Origin of the sequence: Pseudarthrobacter sp. L1SW (genome assembly GCF_020809045.1) — a bacterium.
Taxonomy (GTDB): domain Bacteria; phylum Actinomycetota; class Actinomycetes; order Actinomycetales; family Micrococcaceae; genus Arthrobacter.
Genome location: NZ_CP078079.1, coordinates 1,478,863 through 1,503,438, shown reverse-complemented (window position 1 = coordinate 1,503,438; position 24,576 = coordinate 1,478,863). Strand labels below are relative to the sequence as shown.

The following is a 24,576-nucleotide window of genomic DNA, read 5'->3' as shown; positions in this document are numbered from 1 at the left end:
TCCCGCTGAACGGGAACGCGGGCCGGAGCAGGCAGGCTGCTGTTAGGCCTCGAGCACCACGGGGATGATCATCGGCTTGCGGCGGAGCTTCCGGTTGACCCACGTGCCCACCACGCGGCGGACCACCTGCTGGAGCTGGTGGCTGGTGTGGTCGGCGTGGTTGAGGACAGCCTCCTCCAGCGCGGCATTGATCTTGGGGATGATCTCGTCGAACACGGAGTCATCCTCGGCCACGCCGCGGGCGTGGATCTCGGGGCCGGACACCACCTTGCCGGTGGCGCGGTGGATGACCGTGATGATCGAGATGAAGCCTTCGTCTCCAAGGATCCGGCGGTCCTTGAGGTCGGCATCGGTGATCTCGCCGACGCTGGAGCCATCCACGTAGACGAAACCGACTTCCACCTGGCCCACCACGTCAGCCCGGTGGTCCTTCAAGTCGATGACGGTGCCGTTGTCCGCAAGGATGACGCTGGCTTCCGGTACGCCGGACTCAATGGCGATCTTGCCGTTGGCGATCAGGTGGCGGGTCTCACCGTGCACCGGCATGGCGTTGAGCGGCTCGAGGATGTTGTAGCAGTACAGGAGCTCGCCGGCCGCGGCGTGCCCGGAAACGTGGACCTTGGCATTGCCCTTGTGGATCACGTCGGCCCCGAGCTTGAGGAGCCCGTTGATGATCCGGAAGACGGCGTTCTCGTTGCCGGGGATGAGGCTGGAGGCAAGGATGACGGTGTCGCCGTCGCCCACCACCACACGGTGGTCGCCGTTGGCCATTCGGGACAGCGCTGCCATGGGCTCGCCCTGGGAACCGGTGGACATCAGCACCACGCGGTTGTCCGGCAGGTTGTCGATGTTCTTGATGTCCACGATCAAGCCCGGCGGGACATCCAGGTAGCCCAGCTTCTCGGCGATCGCCATGTTGCGGACCATGGAGCGGCCCACGAAGGCCACTTTGCGGTTGTGCTTGGCCGCCGCGTCCAGGACCTGCTGGACCCGGTGCACGTGGGACGAGAAGGAAGCAACGATAATCCGCTTGCTGGCCTGGCCGAAGAGCCGTTCCAGCGTGGGTCCGATTTCCTTCTCGGCCGTGGTGAAGCCGGGAACGTCGGCGTTGGTGGAGTCGGACATAAAGAGGTCCACGCCCTCCTCGCCGAGCTTGGCGAAGTGCCGGAGGTCGGTGATGCGCCCGTCCAGCGGCAGCTGGTCCATCTTGAAGTCGCCGGTGTGCAGGACAGTGCCGCCGGCGGTCCGGATGAACACGGCCAGGGCGTCCGGAATGGAGTGGTTGACGGCCACGAATTCACACTCGAACGGACCGAACTTTTCGACCTGCCCTTCCTCGACCGTGAGGGTGTACGGCCGGATGCGGTGCTCCTGCAGCTTCGCTTCGATCAAAGCGAGGGTGAGCTGCGAGCCCACCAGCGGAATGTCGTTGCGGCGGCGCAGCAGGTACGGAACAGCGCCGATGTGGTCTTCGTGGCCATGGGTGAGGACCACGGCGACGATGTCGTCCAGCCGGTCCTCGATGTAGGAGAAGTCAGGCAGGATCAGGTCGACGCCGGGCTGGGTTTCCTCGGGGAAGAGGACGCCGCAGTCCACGACCAGCAGTTTGCCGTCGATTTCGAACACGGCCATGTTCCGGCCGATCTCCCCCAGCCCGCCGAGCGGGACAATCCGGAGCGTGCCCTGCGGCAGGCGGGGAGGGGTAACAAGGCCGGTGAGGGCGGTTTGGGTCATATTGCACTACTTTCCAGGCGGAAGGGTGCCGGTCTTACTCCTCAGGAAAAGACCAGCCCCGCTTCCGCCAAATCCCCGCGGATGGTTTCGATCTCGGCTTCGTCCGGCTCCACGAGGGGCAAACGGACAATCGAGTTGGGCAGGACTCCCTGCCATTTAAGAATCTGCTTGGCCGCAACGGCCCCCTGGACCCGGGTCATGGTGGCCCGGACTACCGGCTGGAGATCAAAGTTGATCTTCCGGGCAGTGCTGAGGTCGTTCGCGTTGACGGCGTCGATAAGTTCGCGGAAACGGCGCGTGGCCACGTGGGTGGTGACGCCCACCAGGCCGACGGCGCCAAGGGCCATCCACGGAAGGGTCAGTCCGTCATCGCCCGAGTAGAACAGGAGGTCTGTCTCCGCCATGACGCGCGTGGCGGCGACGAAGTCGGCCTTGGCATCCTTGACTGCCACGATGTTCGGGTGCTGCGCCAGCCGGATCATCGTGTCGGGCTCAATGGCGATGGAGGAACGTCCCGGGATGTCGTACAACATAACGGGCACGTCGACGGCAGAGGCGACGGTTTCGAAGTGTGCGCGGACGCCGGCCTGGCTGGGCTTGTTGTAGTACGGCGTCACCAGGAGGAGGCCGTCGACGCCGAGGGCTGCTGCCTGCTGGGAAAGGTGGACTGAGTGGGCGGTGTCGTTGGTGCCCGTGCCGGCGATGATCGCGGCCCGGCCGCCCACGGCGTCCTTGACGGCGCGGAACATGCCGAGGTTCTCCTCGTCCGTCAGCGTGGACGTTTCGCCAGTGGTTCCGGTGACCACCAGCCCGTCGCAGCCGTCGTCCACCAGCTTGGCCGCCAGTTCAGCGGCCTGCTCATAGTCCACTGCGCCGTCCTTGGTGAACGGCGTGACCATGGCGGTCAGAAGAGTACCAAGGGCAGGGAGATGCGCGGAATTGTCAGCCATGGAAAAAACGTTACCCTGTCCGCGGCTGGTTAGGACAATGCCGGGAGCGTGATGCACGTCAAATGGGCGTCTCTGCACCCCATCTCCACCTCATGGCCAACGCCTCCTGCCGACCGTCCAGGCCTTGCCGTCACCACCCGGCCGATAGTCAGGGAGCGGGCTGGCAGTCAGGGAGCGGGCCCGCAGTCAGCCAGGGAGCGGGCCGGTAGGCGGAGCCGGCTGGCAGTCAGGGAGCAGGCTGGCAGCCAGGGAGCGGGCCGGTAGGCGGAGCCGGCTGGCAGTCAGGGAGCAGGCTGGCAGTCAGGGAGCGGGCTGGCCGGCGGAGCGGGGCGTCCCTGCCGGCGGGTGGCAATACCGTCCGACGGCGGCCTGCCGCAGCTCCTCTGCCCATGACGCCAGCCGCTGGGCTGCCCGGACGTAGTGGAAGAGCTCCACGGGGGTCAGGGCGTCAATGTCCGCTTCGGCGAGGCGGCGGGCGAGCTCCGCGCCCTCGGGCTGGGCGGCGAGGCTGAGGCCCTCCTGCTCCCACTGGACATCCTCGGGCGGCCGGCCGGTCACCAGCTGGCGGAAGAGGAAATCAACAACCCCTGGACTCATGGCCTTCATGAGCCCTGCATTGCCGGACTCATGAGCGGGGATTCCGGATGATGGAGTGTGCATGCAGCCTATATTATTCGAACACATATTCGAATACAAGGAGATTCTTGTGACAGCCCGGGCACAGGCAGGTATGAGACGATCTGGTCATGACGTCCCGTAACCCGGCAAGAACGTCCCGTAAGACTGCCGGGCGGCTGGTGGCGGCGCGCCTCTACGGCATCGACGCTGCCCGCGGCCTGGCACTGCTGGGGATGATGGCCACCCACCTGCTCCCCACCTTCGAGTCGAACGCGGACCTGACGCCCACCTGGATTGGCCTCACCTTCTCGGGCAGGGCGGCGGCGCTCTTTGCGGTACTTGCCGGGGTGGGCCTGGCCTTGTCCACGGGAAAGCACAGGCCGCTGCAGGGCCCCGACCTGTCCGCCGCCCGCCGGGGCATTGCCCTGCGTGCGCTGGTGATTGCCGCCGTCGGACTTTCCCTTGGCGGGCTGGAAGTCAACCTGGCCATCATCCTGGTCCACTACGCGGTGCTGTTCCTGTGCGTCCTGCCCTTCCTGGGGATGGGGCTGAAGCGGTTGTGCGCCTGGGCCGGCGGCTGGATCCTGGGGTCCCCGGTGCTGGCGTACCTGCTGCGCCCGTGGCTACTGGCCGCCGAACCACCGCTGCAACTGGGCCACAACCCGTCCTGGGAGGACCTGGCAACACCGTCGAGCCTGCTGGCGGACCTGTTCTTCACCGGCTACTACCCCGTGTTCCAGTGGCTTTCATACCTGCTCGTGGGACTCATCGTGGGCAGGCTGGTGCTGGCCAGGGCGATGGTGCCGGTGGTCCTCCTGGTTGGCGGCACCATCGTGGCAGTCCTGGCAAAGACTTTGGGCGTTACGGCGATGGAGAGCTGGGGCGGCCGGGCTGCGCTGGAGGAAGTGCTGGACTCTCCGGGTTATCCGCTGGAGAGCATCCTGCAGGTCAACCTGACGGGCATCCCGCAGGAGGGCTCCTGGTGGTGGCTGGCATCCGCGGCACCGCACTCCGCCACCACGTTGGACCTGCTGCACACCTCGGCGGTGGCGGTGGCGGTGATCGGCGCGTGCCTGCTGCTGGGCCGGCTGGCCGAGTGGGTGGACCTGGACCTGCTGCTGCCGCTGCGCGGTGCGGGAGCGATGACCCTGACCCTCTACACGGCCCACGTCTGGGTGGTTTCCGGCTTCTACCTCAAACCGCTGCCCGCCGGCTGGACGGAGGACGGGATGTATTTTGCCCACGCCGCCACCGCCATCGTCGTGGGAATGGTGTTCGTGCTGCTCAAGTGGCGCGGGCCGCTGGAGTGGGCCGGGCACGCCGCGAACCTGGCGGGCCGGGGCGAACTCACGTCCGTCCGCTAGCGCCGGGCGGCCGGTTGCCTTGAACCGCGGGCAGCCGGTGCCTCAGGGTGCCACGCGGCCGGTTGCCTGAGAGTGCCGGGCAGCCGGTGCCTCAGGCGGGAACGTCCCCCCGGAAAAGCCTGACGGCGTCCCGCATGGAAGCGCGGGCGCGTTTCCGGTCGCCGGCGGCGTCATAGGCGCAGCTCAGGCGGAACCAGGAGCGCCAGTCATCCGGAGCAGCCTCGGCCTCGGAACGGTACTTCTCGAACTCGGCATCCGCGGCAGCACGGACGATGCGGCCGGCCGGCGTGCGGGGCAGTTCGTCCACCGGCAGCCCGCCCTCCGCCTCGAGCACTTTTGCCATCTGCTCCGTACGGGCCCCGAACATCAGTTCGCGGATGAGTGCCCAGGCCCCGATCATGGGCAGCACAAGGTAAGCCGCCCCGATAGCCTGCGCTGCGAGGTTGCTGTCCGTCAGCAGGAGGATGGAGCGCTGGAAGGACACCACCAGGTAGAAGACCAGCAGCAGCGTCACCGCACCCACCCAGATCTTGGTGCGGTTTTTCCGGAACCCGGCCAGCAGTCCGCCCATGGCCTAGAGCCCCAGGTCCAGGTAGCCGTCCAGGCCCACGGTCAGTCCGGGGTGTGCCGCCACGTTGCGGACGCCAAGTAGCACGCCGGGCATAAAGGAGGCGCGGTCAAAGGAGTCATGGCGCAGGGTCAGCTGCTCACCCCAACTGCCGAGAAGGACTTCCTGGTGCGCCACGAGCCCGCGGAGGCGCACGCTGTGGACCCGCACGCCGTCGACGTCACAACCGCGCGCCCCAGCCAGTTCGCTGGTAGTGGCGTCCGGGCTGGGCGGCACCTGCGCCGCAGCGCGTTCGGCGGCGATCAGCTGGGCGGTCCGGACCGCCGTGCCTGAAGGCGCATCCACCTTGTCAGGGTGGTGCAGCTCGATGATCTCCACCGATTCAAAGTACTTGGCGGCCTTGGCCGCGAAGGCGGACGCCAGCACGGATCCGAGGGCAAAGTTGGGCGCGATCAGGACCCCCGTGTCAGCGTGTGCTGCCAGGAGGCTTTCCAGCGCGGACAACCGGTCCGCATCCCAGCCCGTGGTTCCCACAACAGCGTGGATGCCGTGTTCCACGGCGAAGCGGACGTTCGCTTCGGTGCTTTCCGGGACCGTCAGGTCCACCACATACCGCGCACCGGCAGCCGTGACCTGGTCCAGCGAATCGCCGCGACCCAGGGCCGCCACCAGCTTCATGTCCGGTGCGGCTTCGATGGCTTTTACGGCTTCGGCGCCCATGCGCCCGTTCGCGCCCAGCACGGCAACGGGCATGGGAGCAGGGAGTTGTTCGGTCATGGCGTTAAGCCTACCGGTGGGCCCGTGCCGCACAGGAACCGGGGAGTGTGCGTTACCTCGCAGGAACCAAGGTCCTGGGCGGCGCCAGCGGGAGCTTCAGCTGCCTGCTCCCACCCATTCCACTGTGCCGTCCGTGAAGAATTGTTCCTTCCAGATGGGCACCTGCTCCTTGATCCGGTCCACCAGCTCGGAGCAGACGGCGAAGGCCTGGCCGCGGTGTGCTGCGGACACGGCGCACACCAGCGCGGGGTCGCCGATTTCCAGCATGCCGATCCGGTGTGCCGCCCAGATGCGGACCGGCTGCGAGGACCCGCCCTCTTTCCCGCCGGTTCCGGCCGCCTGCTCCTCGGCAAGGCGCGCGACGACGTCGGCCATCACCTGGTGCGCCGTGGGGTGCGCGCTGTAGTTAAGGCGCTCAACCGGCTTTCCGCCGTCGTGATTGCGGACCACGCCGCTGAAGCTGACCACCGCCCCCGCAGTGTCGCTCTCCACCGCCGCGATAGCCCGGTCAACGGAGATCGGCTCCGCGCTCAGGACGGCGTTGACTACTTCGAAAACTGCCTCAGTGCCCATGTCCGCCTTCCAGCTGGTCGCAAAGGTGCCCGATCAGCGGGTCCAGGACGGACAGCCCGTCCATGACCCCCTTGGGTGATCCGGGCAGGTTGATGATGAAGGTACTGCCGGCAGCGCCGGCATAACCACGGCTCAGCGCCGCCAGCGGGGTCTTCGCGGCGCCGGCGCGGCGGACCGCTTCCATGATGCCCGGGATCTCGCGGTCCAGCAGGGGCAGCGTAACGTCCGGGGTGCGGTCGTCCGGGCTGAGGCCCGTGCCGCCGCTGGTGATGACGACGGCGGGGTGCTGGGTGAGGAGCGCACGGACGGCTGCTCCTACGGGCTCACCGTCCGGAACCACCATGGCGGGAAAGACGTCGAAGCCGTGTTCGGTCAGCCAGTCGGTGATCACGGGGCCGGTTTCGTCGTCGTAGATACCGGCGGCGGCACGGGTGGAGGCGATCACGACGCCGGCCTTCCGGCCTTGGACGTCGCCGTGGCGGTGGGGTTCGGGGGCGTTGAGGGTGCTGGGCGTGCTCACAGTGTCCAGTCCCCGCTCTTGCCGCCGCTCTTGGCAACCACTTTGATGTCGGTGAGGACGGCATGCTTGTCCACGGCCTTGATCATGTCGTAGACGCTGAGCGCCGCAACGGACACTGCCGTGAGGGCTTCCATCTCCACGCCGGTGACGCCGCGGGTCTTGACGGTGGCGAGGATCGCCACTGTCCCGGTGCCAAGTTCAAAATCCACGGTTACCTTGGACAGCGGAAGCGGATGGCAAAGGGGTATCAGTTCGGGGGTTTTCTTGGCTGCCATGATCCCGGCGACCCGTGCCACGGCCAGGGCGTCCCCCTTGGGCAGTCCGCCTGAGCCGAGCAGGGCCATGACCTCAGCCGTGGTGTGGACGGTGGCGGTGGCGGTGGCCTCGCGGGTGGTTTCGGCTTTGGCGGAGACATCCACCATCTGGGCGCTGCCGTCCTGGCGCAGGTGCGTCAGCGCGGCCGGGGTTTGTTCTGCATTCACAGCATCCATACTTCCACCTCCGCACCGGCCGCGAGCGCGGCCACTCCCACCGGGACGTGGACCAGCACGTTGGAGCCGGCGAGCGCGTGCATCAAATGGGAGCTTTCGCCGCCCTGCAGCTCCACCGTGCCGTCGGGCTGCAAAGTGCCGCGGCGGACCTGGTGCTTGTGTTCGGGAGACGTGAGCTGCTGGGCGAGGCGGGCGCGGACAGGCAGGCGCGGTGCGGGTGTGCCCAGGAGCCCGGCCAGGACCGGGCGGAGGAACATCTCGAAGGACACCAGGCAGCTGACGGGGTTGCCCGGGAAGCCCAGGAAAGGAATCCCTTCGAAGCTGCCGATCCCCTGCGGACCTCCCGGCTGCATGGCCACGTGCAGGAATTCCACCGGCTGGTCCTCCATGGCCTGCCGGACCACCTCGTAGGCGCCTTTGCTGACCCCTCCGGTGGTGACGATCAGGTCCGCAGCCCCGCCCTCTGCACGAAGCAGCGTGCGGAGGGCGTCCGGGTGGTCCGTGGCAATGCCTGCCCGCCGGACCAGCAGGCCCGCCTGCCTCATGGCAGCTTCCAGGAGCGTGCCGTTGGAATCGTAGATCTTCCCGTCGGGCAGCTCCTGGCCCGGCTCCACCACTTCGTCGCCGGTGGTCACCAGCAGGACCGTCACGGCCTTGTAGACCGTCACGTCCGGGATTCCCAGTGCCGCGAGCAGGCCCAGCTGGGCCGGGCCGAGGAACGTGCCGGCTGCCAGCGCCGTCTCGCCGGCAAGGATGTCGCTGCCTGCTGCCCGCACAAACGTTCCGGGCACTGCCGGTGGCAACTGCACCGTTGCCTGTTGCGTCGTTTGTCCCGTGGCTTGTCCCGCTGCCGGCACTACGGGCGGCAGGAAGCGGTCCGGAACGGCCCGCTCAATGGGGACGACGGCGTCGGCTCCGTCCGGAAGCATGGCTCCCGTCATGATCGGTGCGGCCGTGCCGGGCCTGAGTCCGTCCGGACTGGCACCGGCGGGGACGGGAGGCATAACGCGCAACTCTCCGCCGCCGTCGGGCACGTCAGCGGAACGGATGGCATAGCCATCCATCTGCGAGTTGGGGAAGGGCGGCAGGCTGATGGGAGCGGGGATGTCGTGGACGAGGCCCCGGCCCAGGGCCACGCGCAGCGGCAGGTGTTCCGTCCGCTCCGGTGACCGCAATGGCCGCAGGAGATCCTCGACGGCGGCGGCGTGGTCAGCCACGGACCGCGCGTGGTGCCCTGCCTGGTGCCGGGCGGAATGCGGGGCCGCGTGCCGGATTCCGTCCACAGGCATTCCATGCGGTTCGGGGCTGGTCATGGTTCCGCCTTCGGTGTCAGCCTTCAGGGTTTCACGTCCACTCTAATCGTGTGGAACCCGGTTGCTCCGTTGGGGGCGGCGGGGCGGTTCTGCTCGTCCTGGACACGGCCGGAGAGGTCCGTGGCCCTGACCTGGACTTCGTACTGCCCTTCCGTCAGGTCCAGTCCAAGCTTCCACTGGCACCAGGTGTCCAGCGAGATGCTTTGCGCCAGCCCGGTTTGTTGCCACGGTCCGCGGTTCACCCGCAGTTCCACCTTCCCGATGCCGGTGTGCTGCGCCCAGGCCACCCCACCGAAGAGCACCGTTCCGGCTTTCACGGGGCGGCCGCCACGCGGCACGTCGATCCTTGAAGAGGTCTTGATGGGACCACGTTCCGACCAACCACGGGGCGTCCAGTAGGCCACATCATCCTCGAACCGGGTGACTTTGAGCTGAGTAACCCATTTGGTGGCCGACACGTAGCCGTAGAGACCCGGCACCACCAGCCGCACGGGAAAGCCGTGCTCAAGGGGCAGTGGCTCCCCGTTCATTCCGACGGCGAGCAACGCATCCCTGCCGTCGGTGAGCACCTCAAGGGGCGTTCCAGCCGTCCAGCCGTCGGCGCTCCTGGAGAGGACCATGTCCGCGCCGGCCTGCGGGCCTGCCAGTGCCAGCAGTTCGCGGACCGGCCACCCGAGCCAGCGCGCGTTGCCGATGAGGTCGCCGCCCACGTTGTTGGACACGCAGGCGATGGTGACATGGCGTTCAACCAAGGGTTTGGCCAGGAGTTCGGCGAAGGACAGTTCAACCTCCCTGTCCACCATGCCGGTGACCTTCAGGACCCACGTCGCGGGATCGACGGCTGGGACCGACAGCGCGGTATCGATGCGGTAGAAGTCGGTGTTCGGGGTGACCAGCGGGGTGATGCCCTCGACTCCTGCCTCTGCGGCTGCCGGTATGGCCGGCGCTGCTGAGGCGGGAACCGGCAGCGCCACGCGGCCCCGGGCTTCGCTTGCGACCGCGGCGGCCCCCCGCCAGGCTGCCGCGAACGCGCCGCCGACTGCCGTGAAGGCGGCTCCCCCGGCCAAGGCCTGCAGGAAGCGGCGCCGGGCAGGGGCATGCCTTGGGTTTGGGGTCGGCGATGGGTATGCGGTTGGCGTTGGGCTTGCAGCTGGGGATGGGGTTGCAGCTGCGGTGGCCGGCTCCGCGGCCTGGCTCCCCCACTCCTGAAGCCTGCGGACCAGTAACCTGAGCAGGACCACCGCGACGACGGCGGTGAGTACCGCCAGCACCAGTGCGTTGGCACTCGCTTGGGCGCGGGTCAGGACGGCTGCCAGGCCGGCCAGGCCAAAGACGCCAACCACTGCTATGCCGGCAAAGCGACGGCGGTCCTCCACGACTCCTGCCAAAGCGGCCAGGCCGGCAATGACCAGCGCCATGCCCACCAGGAGCGCAACTTTATCGGCCGTCCCGAACAGCGCGACCGCCCAGTCCTTGACACCGGGAGGAACGGCATCAATGACGGCACCACCCACAGCGGTCATGGGTGACAGCGATGGACTGAAGATGCCCGCCAAAAGTTCCCCAAGCACTACCGCGCTGCCCACCGCCACTGCACCTGCTGCGGCTGCCAACCACGCACGCCGCCCGAGCGCCTGCCCTTGACCCTGAGCCTGCCCCTGCCCCTCCCCCTGCGGCAGGGAAGGCGCCGGGCGCTCCGGAACCCGCGTTCCGCCGTCGTGCGTTGCCTCCTGTTGCTCGGAGCTGTCCACACCTCCAGCATAGGTTCGACGGATACCCGCGGCGCCGTTCCGGCTGCACATTCTGCGGCGGCAACCCGCGTGGACCCGGGTGTGATGCAGAGCCCATCGTGGCGTAGCCTGAATTCATGAGTGTCCAGCTAGGTATGCCGCAGCCACGGGAGGAAGCGGCCACAGCGCTGCCATCCGTCCCCGCGGCCCGCCCCGCCGACGCTCCCGCCGGGCTCGTGGACCGGTACGGCCGCCGGGCCACGGACATGAGGCTGTCCCTGACGGACAAATGCAACCTCCGCTGCACGTACTGCATGCCTGCCGAAGGCCTGGAATGGCTCGCAAAGCAGGCGGTGATGTCGGCGGACGAGATCATACGGATCGTGCGGATCGGCGTGGACAAGCTGGGGGTGCGCGAACTGCGGCTTACCGGCGGCGAACCACTCGTCCGGCACGATCTCGTGGAGATCATCGCCGCTCTCCGCCGGAACCATCCCGACCTGCCCATTTCGATGACCACCAACGGTGTGGGGCTGGCGAAGAAGGCAGCAGCGCTGAAGGCGGCCGGACTGACCCGGATCAACGTGTCCCTGGATTCGCTGCACGAGGAAACCTTCACGCAGCTGACCCGGCGGCCGTTCCTGGACCAGGTGCTGGCCGGGGTTGATGCAGCCTGGGCGGCAGGTCTTGGCCCGGTCAAGCTCAACGCGGTCCTGATGCGTGGCATCAACGATACGGAGGCGCCGTCATTGCTGGCGTGGGCGCTGGGGCGCGGCTACGAGCTGCGTTTCATTGAGCAGATGCCACTTGACGCCGACCATGGCTGGACCCGGCGGAACATGATCACGGCCGCGGAGATCCGCGAGCTGCTGTCGTCCGACTTTGTACTCAGCTCCGATCCCCGCGCCCGGGACGGCGCCCCGGCGGAACGCTTTGAAGTACGACGGCGGGAGGCTGGGCCTGACGGTTCCTCCGGTCCCGCGCTGGGCACCGTAGGGATTATCGCCTCGGTGACCGAGCCCTTCTGTTCAGACTGCCGGCGGACGCGGATCACGGCCGAGGGCAAGATCATGAGCTGCCTGTTCTCCCGCGAAGAGTTCGACCTGCTGGGATTGTTGCGGACGGGCGCCAGCGATGACGATCTTGCCCAGCGGTGGCAGGACGCCATGTGGATCAAGCCAAAAGCCCACGGAATGGACCACGTGGGACTTGACGCACCGGACTTCGTCCAACCGGACCGCAGCATGAGCGCCATCGGGGGCTGAAACTTTTGAACGTACGTTACTTCGCTGCCGCACGCGCTGCGGCGGGCGTGGAGGAAGAGCGCTTCGAGCTGGGGGCAGGCGCCACTGTTACCGATCTGCTGGAGGCAGTTCTTTCCGTGGAGCGGCCTGAACCGCCTGCCGGCACTCCCCCGCTGGCCCGCATTTTGTCACGCAGCAGCTTCCTGCTTAATGAGGTGGCGGTGAGGGACCGCGCCGTTGTGTTGAAGGCTGACGACGTGGTGGATGTGCTGCCTCCGTTTGCCGGGGGCTAGGCGAGACGGCCCATTGGTGGCGTTCCGCCCGCCCCAACAGCCACCTTGTTCAGCAGCCGCCTGGAAGGATCACCCTGGGCGGGCTTGTTGCCTCTAAAGCGTTCGCCGCTGGCGGTTGGTTCGTCGCCCGCTCAAAATGTCGGTGCCTCGATGGATGATGTCCGTATGGAAACCAGCCCGGGCACGGCACCGGCGATGGAGGGCATTACGGCCTCCATCGCCCGCATGAATGCGCTGTTTCTTGAAGACGCCGCCCTGGAAGTCGGCACTGGTGCGGGAGCTGGAGTCGATGTGCTGCAGCGCAGGTATGAGATCCGTTTGGAGCGGATGGCCGTGGCGAAGCAACTTGAAGCGCAGGTCGCCGCAGTGAAGGCCGGGGACGCGGCAGAGGCCATCGGGATCCAGCACGCCATGACCCCGCCGGACGCGCCCGTGCACGAACGGACCTACACCGAGATGTCGGCGATTGAGGAAATCGCAGGGGTCCTGACCCTCAGCTCCCCCGCCGCCGGGGCCCTCGTCACCCAAGCCCGCCAGCTCGCGGCACTCCCGCTGGCCATGGGCGCCTTGGCGGCCGGGACCATCTCCTGGCAGCACGCCAAAATCCTCGCCGACGAAACCGACACCCTCGGCCCCGCCGGCGCCGCCGCCCTCGTCGCGCACTTCCTCGATCCCGACGCCCCTAAACCGGCCCGGGGAGCCGCCGCCGGTGAACTCGTGCCTCACCGGTTCCGCGCCAGGGTCCGCGCCTGGCGTGAACGCCACCACCCCGAGACCCTGGAGAAACGCCACATCAAATGCGCCGCGGACCGCCGGATGAAATGCACCCCGGACCGCGACGGCATGGCTTGGCTCTCGCTCTATCTGCCAGCCGACACCGCAAGCGCCATCTGGAACCGCACCACCGCCCTCGCCCGTGGTCTCCAGGGCCCCGAAGAAACCCGGACCTTGGCGCAAATGCGGCCCGACGTCGCCGCCCACCTGCTCCTCAGCGCAGGACCGGCCCTTGGCCACGCCGCGGGTACTGACACAGGAGCGGGTACCCGCGCAGGAAGAACCGGCACGGCAAGAGCCAGCGGTGTAGAAGGCAGCACAGTAGAAGGCAGCGCTGCAGAAGACACCGGCACCCCCATTGGGCTGGCTTCCCTGTCTGTCAATGACCAGCCAGATGCCACTGCCAGAACCAGCGGCACAGACGCTGCCGGGGTAACGGTCGGGGATGTCGCTGCGGGGGCTGGCGCTGAAACCGGCACCGCGTTCACCAATCTCGGTAACGTCCCGGTCCCGAACGCCCAAGTCCTCGTCACCGTCCCGGTGTTCTCACTCCTTGGCCTCACCGACGAACCCGCAGACCTTGACGGTTACGGGCCTATCCCTGCCTCGATGGCCCGCAAACTCCTCGCCGACGGAGCACACTCGTTCCATCGGGTCCTCGTCGCCCCCCGGAATGGCGCACCCCTCGAAATCGGCCGGGCCGGCTACCGCCTCACCAAAGCCATGAAAAAGGCCCTACAGCTCAGGGACGGCAAATGCACCTTCCCTGGCTGCAACAACCGGACTTTGGACACCGAGGCGGACCATCTACAGGCCTGGCAGCACGGCGGCAACACCGGGGTCAGCAACCTGGCCCTTCTCTGCCCAAAACATCACCGCCTGAAACACAACAGCGGTTGGAAACCCACCCCGGCCACCAAAACCGAACCGCCCGGCTGGACCTCACCTACCGGCAGGCTCTACAAGGCGGAACACCACGACCGGGAACCAGCACAATGGCCTCCCGGGCTCCTTCCCGGTGCACCGGAAACACCTGGATTCCAAGGCGGGGAACCTCCGCTTGAAGAACCAGTCGCTGGCAATCTTGAGGATCCCGAGGTCTTTTCGCCCGACGATCCCGTGTGGGTCGACTTCTATGCCAGGCCCCCAAAGCTGCCCGAGGACCCGCCCAAGGAGTGGGAGTGGGACGTGCTGCTCTGCTGAGGTCGCCTGGAACCTTACTGGGAATGCGGTAAATGAAACGCGTTGTATGAGGTGCAAATGCAGCCTGTTGTGTCAGATGCCGTTCCGTTGTGCAGTCACCTGAAACCGTCAGCCCGCTGGAACGATGACGTCAAAAACGGAACGTAAGCCGAGCCCGTCCCGTCGGGCATGCCGGCGCCTTGTTCTGCGGACTTCCCGCCCCGTGTACGGAGCTCTGTCACGTGCGTCAGCACACCGCCATCGACCCTCAAGGTGTGCCGGGTCCACCCGGCACCGCCCTCGCGTTCCACCCTGAGGGCGCCATGCTGCCACGTGCAGCGGGCTGCAGCGGCGGGTGCCGGGCCCGCGTTGTCCACGTAGTACCAGAAAACGTCCTGGTGGTCGGGATCGACGGTGAAGATTCCGTGACCTTCGAAATGCGTGCCGTCCGGCTCCAAGTGGCGGTAGCTCTGGACCACGGCCGATCCGCCGGCCACCGGGGTGTAGGTTACTTCGGCGTCGACCGCCCGTTCAGGACCCCAAGGACCGGCGGCGAAGCGGGTGATCCCCCGCCAGTGGCCCAGGAAGCCAGCCAAAGCTTTCGGCGCGCGGCCAGGCGGGGTCCGTTCCACTGTCCGCTCACCTCCAGAGCCAAGTCCTGCCGTTGACGAGCCCATCCTGCTGTTCCGCCGTCAGAGGCCGAACGTTTCCGTCTCCTCGAAAGGTCCGACCACGGTCACAGTCCGGGGAGCGGCAGCGAGTTCGGCCGCAAGTTCCTGGACCTGATCGGTGGTTACAGCCTTGATCAGGCGCAAGGTCTCGTCAATGTCCTGGTACTCACCGGACACAAGCTCTGCCCGGCCAAGCCTGGACATCCGCGAACCAGTGTCCTCCAGGGCCAATACGATCCCGCCGCCCAGCTGGCCCACGGCCTTACGGAGTTCGTCCTCGGAGATGCCGTGCTCCGCCAGTTTGTCCAGCTCAACTGCGAGCAGGTCCAGTACCTGGCGCACCTTGGACGGCGTGCACCCGGCGTACATACCGAAGTAGCCGGCATCCGCGTAGGAGGACGCAAAGGAGTACGTGGAATAGACCAGGCCGCGCTTCTCGCGGATCTCCTGGAACAGGCGTGAGGACATTCCCCCGCCCAGCACGGCGTTGAGGACGCTCATGACATAGCGCCGTTCGTCCGTGGCCACGATCGTCGGGCAACCCATGATGATGTTCGCCTGCTCGACGGCGCGTTTGACGACGTGGAGCCCGGCCGTCCCGGTGATGAGGGCACGTTCCGTGGACCGGCGTTCCACTGGCGCAGCGTCGGACTCAAGGGACCAGCCCGCAGACTCAAGCGCTTCCACCACAAGGCCGCAGACGACGTCGTGCTCCAGGCCCCCGGCGGCGGTAATCACCAGTTCATCCGGCCGGTAATAGCGCTGGTAGTGCTCCCAGACGGAATCGCGGGCCACCGCCCGGATGGCGTCCGGCGTGCCGCCGATGGGGCGGCCCAGGGGATGGCTTCCCAGGACGGCCGCAACAAAGTTCTCATGGGCGACGTCCGTGGGGTCATCGCTGTCCATCGCGATTTCCTCAAGGATGACGTCGCGTTCCTGCTCCATCTCAGCAGGATCAAGGACGGCGCCGGTGATCATGTCCGCGATGACGTCGATGGCCATCGGCAGGTCGGTATCCAGGACCCGCGCGAAGTAGCAGGTGCTTTCCTTGGCCGTGGCCGCATTGGACTCGCCGCCAACCTCGTCAAAAGCCGAGGCGATCTCCAGTGCGGTGCGGCGTTTGGTGCCCTTGAAGAGCAAGTGCTCAAGGAAGTGGGTGGAGCCGTGCTGGCCGGGCGCCTCGTCGCGGGAACCGACACCCACCCAGAACCCGATGGTGGCCGACCTCTGCCCGGGCATCGCCTCGGTAAGTACCCGCACTCCGCCGGGCAGCACCGAACGCCGGACTTCGGAGCCGCCGTCGGCCCCGTGGACCAGGGTATCGCCGCGGTGGTTCTGCTCAAGCGGCAGGGGTACAACAGTCATTGAGGCCTTTCGAAAGGGGCAGCCGGGATCTGGCTGCCATCGTAACAGCGGCGGGGCCGGTGGATCATCCACCGGCCCCGCCGATTCATGCTTGCCGCGGGCTGCGCCCGCATGGCGGAATGCTAGATGTCAGCGCCTTCAGCGGGCTCCGTGGTGTGGGCGCGCTCGGTCTCAACCTCAACCTCGGCGCCTTCTTCCTCGGCAACCACCGGGGCGAGCGAGAGCTTGCCGCGGTCGTCGATCTTGGTGATCTCCACCTGGACCTTCTGGCCCACCGAGACAACGTCGTCAACGTTGTCCACGCGCTTGCCGTTGGCCAGCTTGCGCAGCTCGGAGATGTGCAGGAGGCCGTCCTTGCCCGGGGTCAGCGAAACGAAGGCACCGAAGGTGGTGGTCTTGACGACCGTACCCAGGTAGCGCTCGCCGATTTCCGGGACCTGCGGGTTCGCGATGGCGTTGATGGCGGAACGTGCTGCTTCTGCAGACGGGCCATTGGTGGCGCCAATGTAGACCGTGCCGTCGTCCTCGATGGAGATGTCGGCGCCGGTGTCCTCCTGGATCTGGTTGATCATCTTGCCCTTGGGGCCGATGACCTCGCCGATCTTGTCCACGGGGATCTTCACGGCGATAACGCGCGGTGCGAACTCGGAGAGCTCGTCCGGGGTGTCAATGGCCGAGTTGATGACCTCGAGGATGTGGAGGCGTGCTTCGCGGGCCTGCTTCAGGGCTGCTGCCAGCACGGAAGCGGGGATGCCGTCGAGCTTGGTGTCCAGCTGGATGGCCGTGACGAACTCGGAGGTACCGGCAACCTTGAAGTCCATGTCACCGAAGGCATCTTCAGCACCAAGGATGTCGGTCAGCGCAGCGTAGCGGGTCTGGCCGTCCACCTGGTCAGAGACCAGGCCCATGGCGATGCCGGCGACGGCGGCCTTCAGGGGCACACCTGCGTTCAGCATCGAGAGGGTGGAGGCGCAGACGGAACCCATCGACGTCGAACCGTTGGAGCTGAGAGCCTCAGACACCTGGCGGATGGCGTACGGGAATTCCTCGCGGGACGGCAGGACCGGCACCAGCGCGCGCTCGGCCAGCGCACCGTGGCCGATTTCGCGGCGCTTCGGCGAACCGACGCGGCCGGTCTCACCGGTGGAGTACGGCGGGAAGTTGTAGTTGTGCATGTAGCGCTTGGTCTTCACTGGCGACAGCGAGTCGATCTGCTGTTCCATCTTCAGCATGTTCAGCGTGGTGACACCCATGATCTGGGTCTCGCCGCGCTCGAAGATGGCCGAACCGTGGACGCGGGGCAGGACCTCAACCTCGGCGGTGAGCTGGCGGATGTCCGTCAGACCACGGCCGTCGATGCGGATCTGGTCCTTGAGGATGCGCTGGCGCACAACGTGCTTGGTAACCGAGCGGAAGGCAGCGGACAGCTCCTTCTCGCGGCCTTCGAACTGGCCGGCCAGGGAAGCGGTGACCTCGTCCTTCAGGGCGTCGGACGCGTTGTCGCGCTCCTGCTTGTCGGCGATCTGGAAGACAGCGGTCAGCTTCTCGGCGGCAGCGGCCTCAACGGCGGCGTAAACGTCGTCCTCGTAGTCCAGGAAGACCGGGAACTCGACGGTCGGCTTGGCAGCGCGGGCGGCGAGGTCGGCCTGGGCGTCGCAGAGTGCCTTGATGAACGGCTTGGCAGCCTCGAGGCCCTCGGAAACAACCTCTTCCGTGGGGGCGGTGGCGCCCTGTTCCTTGATGAGGTTCCAGGAGTTGTCCGTGGCTTCGGCTTCGACCATCATGATCGCGACGTCGTCACCGGCAATACGGCCGGCTACCACCATGTTGAAGACGGAGTTCTCCAGCTGTGAGTGCTTGGGGAACGCCACCCACTGGGATCCGTTTTCGTCGGCAACCAGGGCAACGCGGACGCCGCCGATGGGGCCGGAGAACGGCAGGCCGGACAGCTGGGTGGACATCGAGGAGGCGTTGATGGCCACCACGTCGTAGAGCTCGTCCGGGTTGATCGCCAGGACGGTGACCACGATCTGGACCTCGTTGCGCAGGCCCTTGATGAAGGCGGGGCGCAGCGGGCGGTCCATCAGGCGGCAGGCCAGGATGGCTTCGGTGGACGGGCGTCCTTCGCGGCGGAAGAACGAGCCCGGGATGCGGCCGGCAGCGTACATGCGCTCTTCGACGTCGACCGTCAGCGGGAAGAAGTCAAAGCCTTCACGCGGGTGCTTGCCGGCGGTGGTGGCGGACAGCAGCGCGGTGTCGTCGTCGATGTACACCATCGCTGCGCCGGCTGCCTGCTTGGCAAGGCGGCCGGTTTCGAAGCGGATTACGCGCTTGCCGAAACGGCCATTGTCAATGACTGCTTCCGAGAACTGGATTTCGGGACCCTCCAAGAGAGTCACCTCCGTTTCATTTTTACGGAAGTCCAGCCGCATCAACCCAGCCAGCATCTGTCTACTGGCCCTGCACCCGGTCATCGATCGAGACCCACGGGCCGGGGCTTCACTCAAGGAAGCCGTTCCCGGGGATCACTACCGAGGACCGCGAATGCGTGATGCGGTTGATCCTCCTGTTTAGTTTTTCATTTGAAGAAGGCGGCCCGTTCCGTGGTGGAAGGGGCCGCCCCTAAGTCCGACTAGCGGCGCAGGCCGAGGCGCTCGATGAGCGAACGGTAGCGGGCGATGTCAGTCTTCTTGAGGTAGCTCAGCATGCGCTTGCGACGACCAACCATGGCCAGCAGACCGCGCTGGGTGTGGTAGTCGTGCTTGTGCTCCTTCATGTGCTCAGTCAGATCCTTGATCCGCTGGGTCAGGACTGCAACCTGGACCTCCGGTGAACCGGTGTCGCCTTCGCCGGTTGCGTATTCCTTGATGATGGACTGCTTTACAGCGGCGTCAAGTGCCACAATAACTCCTTGGGATGTGCCGTGAGGGCCCAGGTCAGTAACTCACTGCCGGGTCTGCTGCTGCGGCCCCTGCCGGAAAACCGGTGCGGGCCGTACGCAACAGGAACCAGCCGCCACGGACTGCAGCCGGATCCATCGTTCAGTTTACCGGCCACTGCCTAATGTTGTCGAAACAGCACTCCGTCGGTCGCTGCTGGGGGCGTCGTTATCCCTGCAGGCGGTCCCGCATCGCCTCCATGCCCTGGAGAACCTCCCGGAAGCTGGTGCTCAGCGGCGACAGGCCTACGCGGATACCGCGGGGGGCGCGGAAGTCCGGGATGACGTCGCCTTCCCACAGCGCCTCCACCGTTGCCTTGGTGAAATCCGGATGGTCCACCGTAATGTGGCTGCCGCGTTCTGCGGGATCCCGCGGTGAGGCAAGTTCAGCTCCCAGCGGCGCCAGCCAGGCATCAAACACCTCGACGGCGAAGGCTGTGAGCTTCTCCGATTTAGCCCGAATGGCAGCCATGGAGGCTTCCTCAATCAGGTCCAGGGTTCCACGCATCGCCAGCATCCCGAAGATCGCCGGCGTCCCGCTGAGGAACCCCCGGATCCCCGGCGCCGGCTCATAGCCGGCAGCCATCCCGAAGGCGTCCTTCCGCCCCATCCAGCCCCAGATGGGCTGGTTCAGCGCGGGCAGGTGCCGGGCATTGACGTAGGCGAAGGCAGGCGAGCCGGGACCCCCGTTAAGGTACTTGTAGGTGCAGCCGGCCGCGAAGTCCACGTCGGCACCGTCCAGGTCGATCTCCACCGACCCCGCCGAATGGCAAAGATCCCACACCACCAGGGCCCCGGCGTCGTGCACTGCTGCGGTGATGGCGGGAAGGTCCGCCAAATGGCCCGAGCGGTAGGCGACCTGGCTGAGGAGTACGACGGCGGTGCGCTGCCCCGTTGCCTCGCGCACCTGGTCAACGGTCACCCCCGCGGCCGGATCCGCCTGGATCCAGCGCAGGGTCAGGCCCTCTTCAAGGGCAATGCCCTCGACGAGGTACCGGTCCGTGGGAAAGTTTTCAGTGTCAAGGACCAGTTCGTTGCGGTCCGGATCCGCTACAGCGGCAAGGGCTGCACGGATCAGCTTGTAGAGCACCACGGTGGTGGAGTCGGCGATGATGGTCTGGCCCGGCGCGGCGCCCAGCACTGCCCGTCCCAGCTGGTCGCCGATGGACTGCGGCAGGGCCAGCCACTGCTCGTCCCAGCCGCGGATGAGCCGCCCACCCCAGTCGTCGCGGATGAAGGCGGCGATGTCCTCGGCAGTGCGCTTCAGCGGCCGGCCCAGCGAGTTTCCGTCCAGGTAGGACAGGGGTGTGTCCGTGCCGATGAAGTGACCGCGGCAGTGCCCCAGCGGATCCTCCCGGTCGAGGTCGGCGGCGCGCTGCTGCAACGGCGCCTCCGCTGGTGCAGCTGGGTTCTCCCCTTGGATGGTCATTGTCCGATCTCCGTCCTGACTGCGAAAAGTTCCGGGAAGAAGGTCAGCTCGAGGGCCTTCTGCAGGAACGCGGCGCCGCTGGATCCGCCCGTTCCGGATTTCATCCCGATGGTCCTTTGGACGGTCCGCAGGTGCCGGAAACGCCACAGCTGGAAGTTGTCCTCAAGGTCCACCAGTTCCTCGCACGCCTCGTACGCGCCCCAGTTGTCCGCGGCGTTCTCATAGATGTGCTTGAACAGCGGCACCAGTTCCGGGGTGTACTCGTGTGCCTTCGTGACGTCCCGTTGCAGGACCGACGCCGGCACGTCGAAGCCCTGCCGGGCGAGGTAGGCGAGGAATTCGTCGTAGATACTGGGTGCTGCCAGCAGTTCCTCCAGCATGGCGTGCGCCTCCGGGTCCGACTCGAACACCGGGAGCATCTTTCGGTTCTTGTTGCCCAGCACGAACTCCACAGCGCGGTACTGGCTCGACTGGAAGCCGGAGGAATTGCCAAGGAACCCGCGGAACTGGGAATACTCGGTGGGGGTGAGGGTGGCCAGCACGGACCACTGCTCGGTCAGCGTTTTCTGGATGTGCTTCACCCGGGCAATGCCCTTGAGCGCCGACCCCAGGTCATCTGCGCGAAGCCACGCCGCGGCGCTGCGCAGTTCATGCAGCACCAGCTTCAGCCACAGCTCGGTGGTCTGGTGCTGGATGATGAAGAGAAGTTCATCGTGGTGTTCGGGCTTGCTGACCGGCTGCTGCGCGCTCAGGAGGGTTGGCAGCTGCAGGTAGGACGCGTAGCTCATCCGTGAGCTGAAGTCGCGGACAATCCCCTTGTCCAGCTTCCGGGTGTTCTTCTCGACGGACACGGGTACAGCCTTTCGTTGGTGGCGCCCTAGCGCCTGGCCAGCAGCCCGTGGGCCTGGATGACGTCCAGGCGCATCTGCTCCACGAGTGCCTCCGGCCCACGGTAGGCCACCATGCCCCGCAGCCGGGCTACAAATTCCACGACTACTGTCTGGCCGTAGAGATCGAAGTCCTCCACGTCCTCCTTGGGCCGGTCGATCACGTGGGCCTCCACCTGGCGACTGACGCCGTCGAATGTGGGGTTGGAACCCACGGAGATTGCCGCAGGCCACCGCGTTCCAGCCTGGTCCACCAGCCACCCGGCGTAGATCCCGTCGGCAGGGACCAGGCCGCTGGCGTTGCTGGCAAGGTTGGCGGTGGGGAAACCAAGGGCACGGCCGCGGGCGGCCCCATGGACAACCTCGCCGCGCATGCGGTGCGGACGGCCCAGCACGGCGGCAGCCGTGGCAACGTCTCCCTCCTGGAGGGCTTCCCGCACCCAGGTGGAGGAGCAGCGGCGGTCCGTCCCGTCGTCGTCATGCAGGGGGTAACCCTCGGAGCCGAACTCGCTGATCACCTGCACCTCGAACCCGAACTTCTGGCCGAGGGCCTTCATGGTGTCCAGGTCCCCTGAGTTGCCGCGGCCGAAGCGTACGTCGTGGCCGATAACAACATGGCCGGCGTGCAGGCAGTCCACCAGGTACTGCTCCACAAATTCCTCAGGGGTGAGGCTGGCCAGGTCCAGTGAATACTTCATGACCAGGATGGCGTCCAGGCCCAACTCCCCCAACGCCTCCAGCTTGTCCTGCAGCCCCATGATCAGCTCGGGCGCGGACTCGGGGCGGTGAACCAGGGCAGGGTGCGGATCGAAGGTGACAACAACCGCTTTGGACTTTGTGATCCGTGCCGTGCGCACCAGCTCGGACAGGACCTGCTGGTGTCCCCGGTGCACGCCGTCGAAGTTTCCGATGGTGACCACAGATGGGCCGAAGTCCGCCGGGACCTCGGACGGATCGTTCCAGATGTAGACCATCACCCTCGCCTTAACCGCTTGCAAGTATCAGTGTCCGGGCCGGTGCCGGCCGCGGAACTCTCTAAGATTACCTGCATTCGGCGGTCCGGCCGGACGCCGGCAAAGCATGCAGGTGGTGGCTGTTACGGTTCCGCCCGCGCCGCCGGACCACCGCCCGGCGCACGCTCTGTGAACAGGCGGATCAGGCCGTCCACTTCCTGCGCCGCAGTGGAGGGATGCCGGAAGTGCTGGTGGGGCCGGATGGTGTAGTGGGTTCTGCGCCCTACCCTTGTCCGTTGCAGATAGCCCGCAGTTTCGAGGTCCTTGAGGATCTGCAGGGCGGCCCGGGTGGTGATGCCCACCCGCTCCGCGATATCCGTAACCAGGATGTCGGGCTCCCGTGCCACGGACAGCAGGACATGCCCGTGGTTGGTGAGGAAGGTCCAGGCGGGCCGGGCAGGCCTGCCTGGACCTGGCGCCTCCTGACGGCTCGCGGCGGCACGTTCAGCTGTCATGGACGCTCCATTGGTTCGGTGTCACAGATGCTCCGACCTGTTTGGCTCCCTGCGCCGCCACAGCGGTTCCAAGGCCTCCAGGTCCTCGGGGGAGGCGGTTCCAAACGGCGCGCGCTCAGGCCGGGGCAGGGCCCGGCGCTCCTGGCCCCGTGTCGCCCACAGGCTGGCCGCTACCGACACGGCAAGGATCGCGGCAATCACTGCGAGGGAAACCGGAGTGGGGATGTAGAAGACATCGATCTTCAGGAACATCTTGATGCCCACCCAGATCAGGACGAGCGCCAGGCCGGTCTTCAGGTAGATGAACCGGTGGATCAGGTCCGCCAGGAGGAAATACATGGCACGAAGGCCCAGGATGGCGAACGCGTTCGCAGTGAACACCAGGAACACGTCATCGGTAACGGCGAAGATGGCAGGAATGGAGTCAACGGCGAAGATGATGTCCGTCACCTCGACGAGGACCAGGACCGCAAGCAGCGGAGTGGCCAGCAGGACCCCGCGGCGCCGGATCAGGAACCGCTGCCCGTGGAAGTCATCCGTCATGGGCACATGCCGGCGGAAAAACATCAGCGCCCGGGACTTCTCCGGATCAACATGGTCGTTCCGGTGCCGGATCATCCGGTAGCCGGTGATGAGCAGGAAGGCTGCGAACAGGTAGAGCACCCATCCTGCGCTGGCGATAATCGCCGCACCGGCCGCAATGAAAATGCCCCGGAACACCAGTGCCCCCAGGACGCCGAAGAACAGGACGCGGTGCTGGTACTCCCGCGGTACGGCGAAGTACGTGAAGATGATGGCCCAAACAAACACGTTGTCCACGGCGAGGGACTTTTCAATCAGGTAGCCGGCAAAGTACTGCTGGCCGAACTCGGCACCGAACACCTGCCACACCATGACACCGAAGCCAACACCAAAGGCCACCCAGACGGCGGACCAGAGCGCTGCTTCCCGCACGCCGATCACGTGTGCTTTGCGGTGGGCAAAGAGGTCAATCGCAAGCATCAGGACGATAAAGAGAAGGACAGCCAGCCAGCCCCACAGGGGAACGTTCATCAGGGAACCCACTTCCAGTCAGATTAACCAACCGGAGGTCTTTCCCGGCTCCCGCAGGAGCCTGCTTCGCCGGGCCGCTCAGGGGCGGCCGGACTGACGACGAAGCATTCGGGGATACTCCCCTCCACACGCAATAGTGAAGCAGAGTTCATGTATTTCGGCAAGCTTCAGCATCAAACGCACCCAAAGCGTCCATTCGGGGCGCAGGGAAGCCTGAACGAAGACGGCCAAGAGTCACGACGGCAGTCCTCCTTGTCGCAAGCCACCGCTTCCGCTGGCATCGACAGGCGAGGGCGCCCAGGTGCAGCGGTCCAGGGTTTCAGTTCAGTTACTGTTGCACTGAGCTAGCGGAGCCCTGGTACGGGTCGCGCACACACATAGATTTGGGGGCCAATCGTGGATGCTATGGAACGGGCGCAAAAGAGGGTCCGCATGCTTACGGCACAGCATGGCCCGGAACACCCCGATGTGTTCACCGCCCAAATTGCGCTCCTTACCGTCACCAGTGAAGCCGGACTCAGGCACACGTTGGTTGCCCCCTCGAAACAGCTCTTCAGCCTGGCAAGGGAAGTGCTGGGTGCGCAACACCCGCTCACCCTTACTTTGGGCAATGAACACGCTGAAGCCCTGGGTG

At 66.4% G+C, this 24,576-nt stretch carries 23 protein-coding genes; 4 read left to right on the top strand and 19 right to left on the bottom strand.

All coding sequences use genetic code 11. From position 1 onward, the window contains the following. Positions 1-42: 42 nt before the first annotated feature. From KTR40_RS06925 to KTR40_RS06915, 3 genes are all read right to left on the bottom strand, one after another. Positions 43-1,734, bottom strand: coding sequence for a ribonuclease J (locus KTR40_RS06925; RefSeq protein ID WP_228405702.1), 1,692 nt, complete (start codon positions 1,732-1,734; stop codon positions 43-45). A gap of 41 nt (positions 1,735-1,775) precedes the next feature. Next, a complete protein-coding gene (dapA, locus tag KTR40_RS06920; protein WP_228405701.1) occupies positions 1,776-2,684 on the bottom strand; it encodes a 4-hydroxy-tetrahydrodipicolinate synthase in 909 nt (302 codons plus the stop codon). A 300-nt stretch (positions 2,685-2,984) separates the two neighbouring features. Continuing rightward, positions 2,985-3,344, bottom strand: a complete 360-nt coding sequence (locus KTR40_RS06915; RefSeq protein WP_370633176.1) for a hypothetical protein — start codon at positions 3,342-3,344, stop codon at positions 2,985-2,987. A gap of 86 nt (positions 3,345-3,430) precedes the next feature. Here KTR40_RS06915 and KTR40_RS06910 point away from each other — a divergent pair, with 86 nt between their 5' ends. Then, positions 3,431-4,666 carry a heparan-alpha-glucosaminide N-acetyltransferase domain-containing protein gene (locus KTR40_RS06910; protein ID WP_228405700.1) on the top strand — a complete coding sequence of 412 codons (1,236 nt, stop codon included), beginning with the start codon at positions 3,431-3,433 and terminating at the stop codon, positions 4,664-4,666. A gap of 91 nt (positions 4,667-4,757) precedes the next feature. Here KTR40_RS06910 and KTR40_RS06905 read toward each other — a convergent pair whose 3' ends face one another. The 7 genes from KTR40_RS06905 to KTR40_RS06875 form a co-directional block, all read right to left on the bottom strand. Continuing rightward, entirely contained in the window at positions 4,758-5,237 is a 480-nt protein-coding gene (locus KTR40_RS06905; RefSeq protein ID WP_139028722.1) for a hypothetical protein, read from the bottom strand. Between the two features lie 3 nt (positions 5,238-5,240). Further along, positions 5,241-6,011 carry a 4-hydroxy-tetrahydrodipicolinate reductase gene (dapB, locus tag KTR40_RS06900; RefSeq protein WP_228405699.1) on the bottom strand — a complete coding sequence of 257 codons (771 nt, stop codon included), beginning with the start codon at positions 6,009-6,011 and terminating at the stop codon, positions 5,241-5,243. A gap of 96 nt (positions 6,012-6,107) precedes the next feature. Then, positions 6,108-6,584: a molybdenum cofactor biosynthesis protein MoaE gene (locus KTR40_RS06895; protein ID WP_228405698.1), complete on the bottom strand. Its 477-nt coding sequence runs from the start codon at positions 6,582-6,584 to the stop codon at positions 6,108-6,110. Beyond that, positions 6,574-7,104, bottom strand: coding sequence for a MogA/MoaB family molybdenum cofactor biosynthesis protein (locus KTR40_RS06890; RefSeq protein ID WP_228405697.1), 531 nt, complete (start codon positions 7,102-7,104; stop codon positions 6,574-6,576). Before KTR40_RS06890 ends, KTR40_RS06895 begins: the two co-directional genes overlap by 11 nt. Further along, positions 7,101-7,595 carry a cyclic pyranopterin monophosphate synthase MoaC gene (gene moaC, locus KTR40_RS06885; RefSeq protein ID WP_139028718.1) on the bottom strand — a complete coding sequence of 165 codons (495 nt, stop codon included), beginning with the start codon at positions 7,593-7,595 and terminating at the stop codon, positions 7,101-7,103. The genes KTR40_RS06890 and moaC overlap by 4 nt, the downstream gene beginning before the upstream one ends. Further along, positions 7,583-8,908 (bottom strand): gephyrin-like molybdotransferase Glp, encoded by a 1,326-nt coding sequence (gene glp, locus KTR40_RS06880; RefSeq protein WP_370633175.1) that lies wholly within the window; start codon positions 8,906-8,908, stop codon positions 7,583-7,585. Before glp ends, moaC begins: the two co-directional genes overlap by 13 nt. Positions 8,909-8,931: 23 nt before the next feature. Continuing rightward, a complete protein-coding gene (locus KTR40_RS06875; protein ID WP_228406049.1) occupies positions 8,932-10,431 on the bottom strand; it encodes a molybdopterin-dependent oxidoreductase in 1,500 nt (499 codons plus the stop codon). A gap of 344 nt (positions 10,432-10,775) precedes the next feature. Between KTR40_RS06875 and moaA the strand changes: the two genes are divergently transcribed. The 3 genes from moaA (at position 10,776) to KTR40_RS06860 (ending at position 14,152) form a co-directional block, all read left to right on the top strand. Then, the gene (moaA, locus tag KTR40_RS06870; protein WP_228405696.1) at positions 10,776-11,903 is read left to right on the top strand and encodes a GTP 3',8-cyclase MoaA; all 1,128 of its coding nucleotides are present in this window, start codon (positions 10,776-10,778) and stop codon (positions 11,901-11,903) included. 5 nt (positions 11,904-11,908) lie between these two features. Further along, complete coding sequence (locus KTR40_RS06865) at positions 11,909-12,175, top strand: MoaD/ThiS family protein (protein ID WP_139028716.1); 267 nt, start codon at positions 11,909-11,911, stop codon at positions 12,173-12,175. A 165-nt stretch (positions 12,176-12,340) separates the two neighbouring features. Next, entirely contained in the window at positions 12,341-14,152 is a 1,812-nt protein-coding gene (locus KTR40_RS06860) for an HNH endonuclease signature motif containing protein (protein WP_228405695.1), read from the top strand. Between the two features lie 95 nt (positions 14,153-14,247). Here the strand turns inward: KTR40_RS06860 and KTR40_RS06855 are convergent, their stop codons facing one another. The 9 genes from KTR40_RS06855 to KTR40_RS06815 all read right to left on the bottom strand — a co-directional run bounded on the left by KTR40_RS06855 (position 14,248) and on the right by KTR40_RS06815 (position 23,942). Beyond that, the gene (locus KTR40_RS06855) at positions 14,248-14,763 is read right to left on the bottom strand and encodes a DUF1579 family protein (RefSeq protein ID WP_228405694.1); all 516 of its coding nucleotides are present in this window, start codon (positions 14,761-14,763) and stop codon (positions 14,248-14,250) included. A 60-nt stretch (positions 14,764-14,823) separates the two neighbouring features. Then, positions 14,824-16,167 carry a pitrilysin family protein gene (locus KTR40_RS06850; protein WP_139028714.1) on the bottom strand — a complete coding sequence of 448 codons (1,344 nt, stop codon included), beginning with the start codon at positions 16,165-16,167 and terminating at the stop codon, positions 14,824-14,826. Between the two features lie 122 nt (positions 16,168-16,289). Next, positions 16,290-18,557 carry a polyribonucleotide nucleotidyltransferase gene (locus KTR40_RS06845; protein WP_228406048.1) on the bottom strand — a complete coding sequence of 756 codons (2,268 nt, stop codon included), beginning with the start codon at positions 18,555-18,557 and terminating at the stop codon, positions 16,290-16,292. A 242-nt stretch (positions 18,558-18,799) separates the two neighbouring features. Further along, a complete protein-coding gene (gene rpsO / locus KTR40_RS06840) occupies positions 18,800-19,069 on the bottom strand; it encodes a 30S ribosomal protein S15 (protein ID WP_013600532.1) in 270 nt (89 codons plus the stop codon). Positions 19,070-19,274: 205 nt separating this feature from the next. Next, positions 19,275-20,534: a kynureninase gene (locus KTR40_RS06835; RefSeq protein ID WP_228405693.1), complete on the bottom strand. Its 1,260-nt coding sequence runs from the start codon at positions 20,532-20,534 to the stop codon at positions 19,275-19,277. Then, positions 20,531-21,385, bottom strand: a complete 855-nt coding sequence (kynA, locus tag KTR40_RS06830) for a tryptophan 2,3-dioxygenase (protein WP_139028712.1) — start codon at positions 21,383-21,385, stop codon at positions 20,531-20,533. The genes KTR40_RS06835 and kynA overlap by 4 nt, the downstream gene beginning before the upstream one ends. Positions 21,386-21,411: 26 nt before the next feature. Next, on the bottom strand, positions 21,412-22,395 hold the full coding sequence (locus KTR40_RS06825) for a bifunctional riboflavin kinase/FAD synthetase (protein WP_228405692.1): 984 nt from the start codon (positions 22,393-22,395) through the stop codon (positions 21,412-21,414). 122 nt (positions 22,396-22,517) lie between these two features. Beyond that, positions 22,518-22,889, bottom strand: a complete 372-nt coding sequence (locus tag KTR40_RS06820) for a winged helix-turn-helix domain-containing protein (RefSeq protein ID WP_228405691.1) — start codon at positions 22,887-22,889, stop codon at positions 22,518-22,520. 21 nt (positions 22,890-22,910) lie between these two features. Next, the gene (locus tag KTR40_RS06815; protein ID WP_228405690.1) at positions 22,911-23,942 is read right to left on the bottom strand and encodes a TerC family protein; all 1,032 of its coding nucleotides are present in this window, start codon (positions 23,940-23,942) and stop codon (positions 22,911-22,913) included. Positions 23,943-24,576 lie beyond the last annotated feature (634 nt).